The organism is Amycolatopsis sp. NPDC114503 (assembly GCF_055633655.1).
Window position 1 is genome coordinate 246,157 of sequence record NZ_JBVKDT010000012.1, and the last position, 8,578, is coordinate 254,734.

The 8,578-nt window shown below is 69.9% G+C and carries 10 protein-coding genes; 3 read left to right on the forward strand and 7 right to left on the reverse strand.

Translation table 11 applies throughout. The features are described 5' to 3' along the window. Window positions 1-3 precede the first annotated feature (3 nt). Window positions 4-258, forward strand: a complete 255-nt coding sequence (locus ACZ7OI_RS39105; RefSeq protein ID WP_470269156.1) for a hypothetical protein — start codon at window positions 4-6, stop codon at window positions 256-258. Between the two features lie 12 nt (window positions 259-270). On the opposite strand, the gene ACZ7OI_RS39110 is transcribed toward ACZ7OI_RS39105, so the two are convergent. From ACZ7OI_RS39110 to ACZ7OI_RS39135, 6 genes are read right to left on the reverse strand one after another with little or no spacing between them, the layout of a single operon-like run. Next, entirely contained in the window at window positions 271-732 is a 462-nt protein-coding gene (locus ACZ7OI_RS39110; RefSeq protein ID WP_470269157.1) for a tRNA (cytidine(34)-2'-O)-methyltransferase, read from the reverse strand. Between the two features lie 8 nt (window positions 733-740). Further along, window positions 741-1,166 carry an acyl-CoA thioesterase gene (locus ACZ7OI_RS39115; protein ID WP_470269158.1) on the reverse strand — a complete coding sequence of 142 codons (426 nt, stop codon included), beginning with the start codon at window positions 1,164-1,166 and terminating at the stop codon, window positions 741-743. A 16-nt stretch (window positions 1,167-1,182) separates the two neighbouring features. Continuing rightward, window positions 1,183-2,124: a TAXI family TRAP transporter solute-binding subunit gene (locus ACZ7OI_RS39120; RefSeq protein WP_470269159.1), complete on the reverse strand. Its 942-nt coding sequence runs from the start codon at window positions 2,122-2,124 to the stop codon at window positions 1,183-1,185. Continuing rightward, window positions 2,121-3,509, reverse strand: coding sequence for a sensor histidine kinase (locus ACZ7OI_RS39125; protein ID WP_470269160.1), 1,389 nt, complete (start codon window positions 3,507-3,509; stop codon window positions 2,121-2,123). Before ACZ7OI_RS39125 ends, ACZ7OI_RS39120 begins: the two co-directional genes overlap by 4 nt. A gap of 3 nt (window positions 3,510-3,512) precedes the next feature. Beyond that, entirely contained in the window at window positions 3,513-4,178 is a 666-nt protein-coding gene (locus ACZ7OI_RS39130; protein WP_470269161.1) for a response regulator transcription factor, read from the reverse strand. Between the two features lie 14 nt (window positions 4,179-4,192). Then, the gene (locus tag ACZ7OI_RS39135; RefSeq protein ID WP_470269162.1) at window positions 4,193-5,515 is read right to left on the reverse strand and encodes an MFS transporter; all 1,323 of its coding nucleotides are present in this window, start codon (window positions 5,513-5,515) and stop codon (window positions 4,193-4,195) included. A gap of 167 nt (window positions 5,516-5,682) precedes the next feature. On the opposite strand from ACZ7OI_RS39135, the gene fabG reads away from it, so the two are divergent. Together fabG and fabI are read left to right on the forward strand one after the other, a co-directional pair. After that, the gene (gene fabG, locus ACZ7OI_RS39140; RefSeq protein WP_470269163.1) at window positions 5,683-6,387 is read left to right on the forward strand and encodes a 3-oxoacyl-ACP reductase FabG; all 705 of its coding nucleotides are present in this window, start codon (window positions 5,683-5,685) and stop codon (window positions 6,385-6,387) included. 37 nt (window positions 6,388-6,424) lie between these two features. Further along, a complete protein-coding gene (fabI, locus tag ACZ7OI_RS39145; RefSeq protein ID WP_470269164.1) occupies window positions 6,425-7,192 on the forward strand; it encodes an enoyl-ACP reductase FabI in 768 nt (255 codons plus the stop codon). Between the two features lie 51 nt (window positions 7,193-7,243). On the opposite strand, the gene ACZ7OI_RS39150 is transcribed toward fabI, so the two are convergent. Further along, the gene (locus ACZ7OI_RS39150) at window positions 7,244-8,413 is read right to left on the reverse strand and encodes a Cmx/CmrA family chloramphenicol efflux MFS transporter (protein ID WP_470269165.1); all 1,170 of its coding nucleotides are present in this window, start codon (window positions 8,411-8,413) and stop codon (window positions 7,244-7,246) included. Between the last annotated feature and the right edge of the window lie 165 nt (window positions 8,414-8,578).

Sequence of the window (8,578 nt, forward strand, 5' to 3'; positions counted from 1 at the left end):
CGGATGGTGTCCGGCGAAGTCCTGGACCGGCTCCTCCTGGCCACGAAGCAGCCCGCGCTGGACGCGCTGGACCGGCGGTTCGGCACCGAGTCGTGGTGTTCCCGGATCAGCACGAACGCGAGCCTCGAAGGACCGGGCGCTTATTTCGCCTTGGACGTGACCGTTCAGCCCGGCGAGACGATGGTCAGCATGAGCGACCTCGTCAACGACGAGTTCGCGCGCCGCTGGCATGCAGCCGCCCAGCGGTTCTTGAGCTGAGACCCGCTGATCTCACGGCGTTGCGAAGCCGTTCTGCCGCCAGCCCTCGTAGACGGCGATGGCGGCGGTGTTGGCCAGGTTCAACGACCGGTTGTTCGGCAGCATCGGCAACCTCAGCCGATCAGTGACCTCCGGCGCGCGCTGGACCTCGTCCGGCAATCCGGCGGACTCCGGCCCGAACATCAGCACATCCCCGGCCGCGTAAGAGACATCGGTGTAAAGACGCGTCGCAGTCGCACTGAACGCATACACCTTCGCCGGCAGCAAAGCCTCCCACGCCGCAGCCAGATCGGCATGGACGTGGACCCGCGCGAGGTCGTGGTAATCGAGCCCGGCGCGGCGAAGCTGCTTGTCCTCCAAGGTGAATCCCAACGGCTCGACCAGATGCAGCTCGCACCCGGTGTTCGCGGCGAGCCGGATCGCGTTGCCGGTGTTAGGCGGGATTTCGGGGCGGTAGAAGAGCACTCGGAACACGGGGGACCTCACGCTGCCTCGGGGAGGTACTGCGCGTAGGCCTCGCGCACCTCCGGCGGCGGCTCGGCCTTGCGGTAGTTCTCGGTGTCGACGAACACGTACCGCAGCCGGATCTCGGTCGTCACTGTGTCGCCGCGACGGACTTCCAGCTCGAACTGCATCGAGGTGGTGCCCAGGTGCACGAGGTACACCGCGACGACCAGCTCGTCGTCGAAGCGGCACGGCGCGAAATACCGCAGGTTCGACTCGGCGACCACCACGTCGACCCCGGTGGCGAGCAGCGCGTCGTGCGAGCCGAAGAGCGCTCTCTCGACCTCGAACGCCGCCATGTCCGCGTAGGCCAGGTAGTGCGCGTTGAAGACGATGCCCTGCGCATCGCATTCGTGATAGCGCACGCGGAGGGGCATTTCGGCGAGAGGGCGGCGTTCGGTCACCCGACCAATCTAGCGATCACCCGTGGAGCGCGCGGTAGGTGTCGGCGGCGCCGCGGTGCAGGGGGACCGGCTGGGTGCCGATGAGCGTCCGCACGTCCAGGAACTGCGTGCCGACGGCCTGCGCCGGCACGAGTTCGGCGGCCCGTTCGACCAGCACCCGGACCACCGCCGCGGCGACGTCGAAGGGCAGCGCGGGAGAGCAGACCAGCAGATTCGCGACCCCGATCGTCGGCAGCGAACCCACCCCGCGGTACGCCCCGGCGGGCACCTGAACCTGCTCGTACAGCGGCCCGTACGCCTTGCGCAGCTGGGGGAGCACCGACGTCAGCGGCAGGAGCGCGAGCGGCGTCGTGCGGTTGAGGTCGGCGAGCGCAGGCGTCGGAATCCCGCCGGACCACAGGAACGCGTCGATCCGGCGGTCGTGCAACGCGGCGACCGCGTCGTTCAACGGAAGGTGCTGTGCCTGGACCGGGACGCCGTTCGCGGCGAAGACCCGTTCGCCCAGCTGCGCGGCGCCGGAGCGGCTCGCGCCGACCGAGACGGGGCGTCCGGCCAGCTCGCGGAGGTCGGTGATGCGGTCCTCGGCGCGGACGACCAGCTGCAGGTAGTTCTCGTAAACGCGGCCGAGTGCTTGCAGCGGAACAGGTTTCCCGAACGGCGTGCCGCCGGAGACGGCGGATTGCGCGATGTCAGCGAGCACCAGACCGAAATCGGCGGTCCCGTCGCGGACCCGTTCGACGTTCTCGACACTCGCCTCGGTGCGCAGCGCGCTGCAGTGCAGCCGCGGCTCGGCGCGCGACAGTTCGGCGGCCAAGACCTCGGCGAAGGCCAGGTAGAAGCCGCCGGGTTCGCCGGACGCGATGGTGATCTGCCGCTCCGGGCCGCGGTAGGTGTCGTCGCAGGCGGCGAGCGCGAGGGCGAGGCCGCCGAGGAGCGCGGCGCGGCGGGTGACGGTCATGGCGTCACCTCGGCGGGCAGCGTGATCCGGACCTGCAGACCGTGCGGTTCGACCGCACGCAGCTCCAGAACTCCGCCGCGGGCGCGGGTCTGCTCCCGGGCGATGGCGAGCCCGAGGCCGGTCCCGCGCGGAGCGCCGTCGCCGCCGGCCCGCCAGAACCGTTCGGTCGCGCGGGCGAGATCCTCCGGCGGGAGGCCGGGACCGTCGTCGGTGACGATGAGCGTGACAGTGTCCGAAGTGGACTCCCAAGCGGCGGTGATGGTCGCTCCCCGACCGGCGTGATGGACGGCGTTGTCCAGCAATACATCGAGAATCTGCGCGAGCTCGCTCTCCGGCGTGCGCACCAGCAGCGGCTCGGTGTGGCCCGCGCACGGAACGAGGGTCGCGCCCGCTTCGTCGGCGGACAACCGCCACGCGTCGACCCGTTCCGCCACGACAGCGGCCAGGTCGGCGGGTTCGTCGTCGGCGCGCGCGGCCAGCCGGGTCGCCGTGCTTTCCGCGGTGGCGAGAGCGAGCAGGCCGTCGAGAATCCGTTCCAGCCGTTCGACTTCCGCGACCGTGGCGTCGTAAGCGGGCCGGTTTTCGACCTCGGTGCCGAGCAGGTCGAGCCGAAGGCGCAAGGCGGCCATGGGGTTGCGCAGCTGATGCGAGGTGTCCGCGACGAGCCGCTGCTGCTGGTTCGCCGATTCGACGATCGCGTCGGACATCCGGTTCACCGACGCCGCGAGCGACCGCAGCTCGCGCGGCCCGGACCGTTCGGGCACCTGCGCCCGGCGTCCGCCCGCCACCGCCAGCACGCCGGTTTCCAGCTCCACCAACGGCCGCACCATCCACCGCGACAGCAGAACCGCCAGCAACACGAACAGCGCCGCGACCACCATCGCCCCGGCTGCGATGGCGCTCCACGCGGCTCCGACGTCCGCGGCCGCAGCGGTCACCGAAGCCCGCAGCAGGACCACTCCGGACACCCGCGTCCCGGTGCCGACCGGGCGGGCGAAGAGCACCGGAGCGTCCGACCAGGGCCGGATCCGCTCGACCGGTGCTTCCGGCTCATTCCGGAGCGTCGCCTCGATGACGGACCGCGCTGCGGGATCGCTGCTGGTCAGGCCGCCGGTTTCGACCAGCGGCCGCCGCTGCGCGTCGACGATCAGCACGCCCTCGCTGTATAACGACGAATACTGCCGGGCATCGGCGTTCAACGCGGTCGCGTCGCCGGAATCGACGGCCTGTTGCGCGAGCACCACGAAGCGGTCGACGTCGCTGCTGCGCGAAATCACGAGCTGCTGGGTCCGCTGATCGGCGGTCGCGGACAGCAACGGCACCGCGAACGCCGCCACGACGGCGAGCGCGAGCGTGACGAGAACGGCCAGCAGGCGAGTGCGCACCGCTCAGCTCCGGCCGAGCCGGTAGCCGAAGCCGCGGATCGTGGTGAGCAGGCCGGGCCGGTCGAGCTTCGCGCGCAGCTGCGTCATGTGGACGTCGAGCGAGCGCGAGACGGCGAGGTACGCGTCGCCCCACACCTCGTCCATCAGCTGCTGCCGGCTCACCGCGGTGCCGGGACGCGCGGCGAGCACCGCCAGCACCGCGAATTCCTTGGTGGTCAGCCCGATGTCCCGGCCGTCGACCAGGACCCGGCGCGCGCCGAGGTCGATCTCGACGTCCTCGATGTGCACGACCGGGTCTTTCGGGGCAGGGGAGGAATGGCTCGCCCGCCGCGCCACGGCGTCCATCCGGGCCAGCAATTCGGCCATCCGCACCGGTTTCGCCAGGTAGTCGTCCGCGCCGAAGCGCAGCGCGCGGACCACGGAACGCTCGTCGTCGCGCGCGGTCAGCACGATCACCGGGACCGGCGAGACCTGGCGGATCTTGCGCAGCACGTCGAGACCGTCGAGGTCCGGAAGGCCGAGGTCGAGCAGCAGAAGGTCCGCGTCCCGGTGCCGGGTGAGGGCGTCCGAGCCGCGGCCGACAGCGGTGACGGGGTGGCCGTGCGCGTGCAGCGTTTCGGCGAGTGCCCGGGCGACCCCGGTGTCGTCCTCGACGAGCAGCACGCGCACGGCCGTCCTCCTGGTCAGTCCTCGCCGCGTTCGAGAGCGGACGAACGCGAAGTTTCCCGCATTGTCGCGTACACGACGAGCGACACGAGGACGCAACCCGCGACGTACCAGAAGAAGAGCGATTCGTGACCCGCCTTCTTCAGCGCCTGGGCGATCAGTTCGGCGGTCCCGCCGAAGATCGCGACGGTGAGCGCATACGGGAGGCCGACGCCGATCGCGCGGATCCGCGTCGGGAACAGCTCGGCCTTCACGATCGCGTTGATCGAGGTGTAGCCGGTCACGATCACCAGCGCGCCGAGCAGCAGCAGGAACGCGAGGAACGGCTGGCTGGTGCGCGCCATCAGCGTCATGATCGGCACGGTCAGCAGGGTGCCGGCGATGCCGAAGAACATCAGCAGCTTCCGGCGGCCGATCCTGTCGGACAGCTTTCCGGCCAGCGGCTGCAGGATCGCGAAGACCAGCAGCGCCAGGAACATGATGACGGTGACCGTGCGCCGCGGGATGTGCGCGGTGTTCTCCAGGAACTTCTGCGTGTAGGTGGCGTAGGTGTAGAACGCGACCGTGCCGCCGAGCGTCAGGCCGACGACGAGCAGGATCTCCCGCGGGTACTTCACGAGCTGGCGCAGCGTGCCGCGCTCGCCCTTGCCGGTCTCCGCGTTTTCGGTCACCCGCTGGTAGCTCTCGGATTCGTCCATCGACCGCCGCAGCGCCATCACGATCACCGCCGCGAGCGCGCCGACCACGAACGCGATCCGCCAGCCCCAGTCGCCCATCTGCTTGTCGGTGAGCACGCTCTGCAGGATCAGCTGCAGCCCCAGCGCGAGCAGCTGCCCTCCGACGAGGGTCACGTACTGGAAGCTGGAGTAGAAGCCGCGCTTGCCGGGGGTGGCCACTTCGGACAGATACGTCGCCGAGGTGGAGTACTCGCCGCCGACCGAAAGCCCTTGCAGCAGCCGCGAAAACACCAGCAGGATCGGGGCCGCGATGCCGATCGTCGAGTAGCCCGGCGTCACCGCGATGAGCAGCGAACCGCACGCCATCATCGAAACCGAGAGCACGAGCGCGGACCGGCGTCCGTAGCGGTCGGCGAAGCGGCCGAGCAGCCAGCCGCCCAGCGGGCGCATGAGGAATCCGACGGCGAACACCGCCGCGGTGTTGAGGAACTGCGCCGTGGCATCGCCGCCAGGGAAGAACGCCTTCGCGAAGTAGACGGTGAACGCCGAATAGGCGTACCAGTCGTACCACTCGACGAGGTTTCCGATCGAGCCGCGCAGCACGTTGCCGACCACGCGCCGCTCGTCCCGCGCCGAGCCGGCGTCCTGGATCCGGGTAGTCATCCTTGACCTCCTGTGTCGCGACTCACGGTGACCAACCGGGGAGTAACCATCAAGGTCGAGGCGCGGTTCCTTACCGTCGCTTAGGACGGGAGTGCCGGGTGCGCCGCCGGTCAGCGCAGCCGATAGCCTCAGGCGGGCGCAACCGCTTAGACGACGAGGAGAACGCAGTGGGACGGTCGGTCTTGGTCACCGGCGGCAACCGGGGCATCGGGCTGGCGATCGCCCGGGACCTCGCCGAGCAGGGCCACCGGGTCGCGGTCACGCACCGCGGGTCCGGCGCGCCGGAGGGGCTTTTCGGCGTGCAGGCCGACGTCACCGACGCCGAGCAGGTGGACGCGGCGTTCAAGCTCGTGGAGGAGCACCAGGGGCCGGTCGAGGTGCTGGTGTCCAACGCCGGGCTCACCGACGACACGCTGCTCATGCGGATGTCGGAGGAGCAGTTCGAGCGCGTGCTGAACGCGAACCTCACCGGGGCGTTCCGCGTCGCCAAGCGGGCTTCGCGCGGCATGCTGCGCGCCCGCTGGGGCCGGTTCGTGTTCATCTCGTCCGTGGTCGGCCTTTCCGGCTCGGCCGGGCAGGCGAACTACGCCGCCTCGAAGGCGGGCCTGGTCGGCTTCGCGCGTTCGCTCGCGCGGGAGCTGGGCTCGCGCAACATCACCGCGAACGTGGTCGCGCCCGGCTTCGTGCACACCGACATGACCGACGCGCTGCCCGAGGACCGGCGCAAGGAGATCATCGCCAGCGTCCCGTCCGGCCGCTACGCCGAGCCGGCCGAGATCGCCGCCGCCGTGCGGTACCTGTCCTCGGACGAGGCGGGCTACGTCAACGGCGCGGTGCTGCCCGTCGACGGCGGCCTCGGCCTCGGCCACTGACCTTCCCGAGAAGAACACCCACGACCTGGAGGACGTGTTGCCCGGATTGCTCGAAGGCAAGCGGCTGCTGATCACCGGCGTCATCACCGACGCCTCGCTCGCGTTCCACGCGGCCCGCATCGCCCAGCAGGAGGGCGCGAAGGTCGTGCTCACCGGCTTCGGACGGCTGTCACTGGTGGAGCGCATCGCCAAGCGGCTGCCCGAGCCCGCCCCGGTGCTCGAGCTGGACGTGACCAACCAGGAGCACCTCGACTCGCTCGCCGACCGCGTCCGCGAGCACGTCGACGGCCTCGACGGCGTGCTGCACTCGATCGGCTTCGCGCCGCAGAGCTGCCTCGGCGCGCCGTTCCTCGACGCCCCCAGCGACGACGTCAAGGTCGCGGTGGACGTCTCGGCGTTCTCGTTCAAGTCGCTCGCGGTCGCGACGCTGCCGCTGCTCAGCTCCGGCGCGTCGATCGTCGGCATGGACTTCGACGCGCGCGTCGCGTGGCCGGTCTACAACTGGATGGGCGTCGCGAAGGCCGCGCTGGAGTCGGTGAACCGGTACCTGGCCAAGGAACTCGGCCCGCAGGGCATCCGGGTCAACCTGGTCAGCGCGGGCCCGATGAAGACGATGGCCGCGAAGTCCATCCCCGGCTTCGGCGAACTCGAAGCCGGCTGGGGCGACCGCGCGCCGCTCGGCTGGGACTCGACGGACCCGGAGCCCACCGCGAAGACGGTGTGCGCGGTGCTGTCCGACTGGCTGCCTGCCACGACCGGTTCGATGATCATGGTCGACGGCGGAGTGCACGCGCTCGGGATTTGAGCTGGTTCTTGGAACGGCCCTGCGGGAATGCTCCCGCAGGGCCGTTTTCTTTCAGGCGGTCACCAGTTGCGGTGCGGTGTCGCGCTGGTGCAGGCGCAGCGCGAATGTGAGAGCCGCCAGGGCGAGTGTTCCGAGTGCGACGCTTACCCACGCCACGCTGGAGAAGCCCATTCCCGCGCTGATCGTCGTTCCGCCAAGCCACGGGCCGACGGTGTTTCCGACGTTGAACGCGGATGTTGTGCTTGCGCCGACGAGCGTCGAGGTTCCGCCCGCCGCGGCATAAGCCCGCACATTAAGTGCCGGGTTCGCCGCGAATCCAGCCGCGCCGAGGACGAGTACTGCGGCCACCGCGACGACCGGGTTGGTAGCGAAGGCAAGCGCGACGAGAGCGGCGACGGCGATCCCGAGGCTGCCGTAAAGCGTCGCGAACGGGTATGCGTCCGCTAGTTTGCCGCCTGCGAAAATTCCGATCACGGCGCCGCCGCCGAACAGTGCGAGCACCACCGGTACGCCGGATTCGGGCAGGCCTGCGACGGAGACCAGCAGAGGAGCTAGGTAGCTGAACGTCGCGAAAACCATCGCCTGCAGGAGGGCGATCACGCCGAGTGCGAGCCATAACCGGCTGCGGCGGAACACTCGGAGTTCTTCGGCTATCCGTGGGGCTTCGGTTTCCTTTGTGGTGCGCGGGACTGACAGCAGCACGGCGAGGGCGGCGATTACGGTCAGTGCGGCTACGGCCCAGAACGCGCTGCGCCAGCCTGCGTGTTGCCCTAGCAGGGTGCCTGCTGGGACGCCGACGACGTTGGCGACGGTGAGTCCGCCGACTAGGACCGCGAGGGCTTGTCCGCGTCGGGCTTCCGGTACGAGGTTGACGGTGGTTGCGGCGGCTACGGCCCAGAATCCGGCGCAGGCCACGGCGCTGATGATGCGGGTGGTGAAGAGGAGGCCGTAGCCGTCGGAGACTGCGCCGATGATGTGCGCTGCGCTGAATACGGTGAGCAGGCCGAGGAGGGTGGCTCGGCGGGGGAGGCGGATTGTGGTTACGGCGAGGAGGGGTGCGCCGACGACCATGCCTACGGCGAAGGCGGAGATCAGGAGGCCTGCGTCGGGGATGGTGACGTGCAGGTCGGCGGCCATTCCGGGGAGGAGGCCGGTGATCATGAACTCGGAGGTGCCCAGGGCGAAGATGCTCAGGCCGAGGATGTAGACGGCTAGGGGCACGGGGGTCTCTCTTTCTGGAACCGGTGGTACAAAATTGGGGCGGGCTTGTGGGGGCGGCTCGTCGCCTGGCGGCGACGTTGCGCCCGGGGTGGTTGCGTGGGGCACCCCGAAGCTTGATTGTGCTGACGGTTCGGGGGTGCTTGTCAAGGCGGGAAAGATGCCTTG

Coding starts and splice junctions, on each gene's coding strand:
- ACZ7OI_RS39135 (WP_470269162.1), bottom strand. CDS start 5,515: ATGACTACCCGGATCCAGGACGCCGGCTCGGCGCGGGACGAGCGGCGC.
- ACZ7OI_RS39105 (WP_470269156.1), top strand. CDS start 4: ATGGTGTCCGGCGAAGTCCTGGACCGGCTCCTCCTGGCCACGAAGCAG.
- ACZ7OI_RS39120 (WP_470269159.1), bottom strand. CDS start 2,124: ATGACCGTCACCCGCCGCGCCGCGCTCCTCGGCGGCCTCGCCCTCGCG.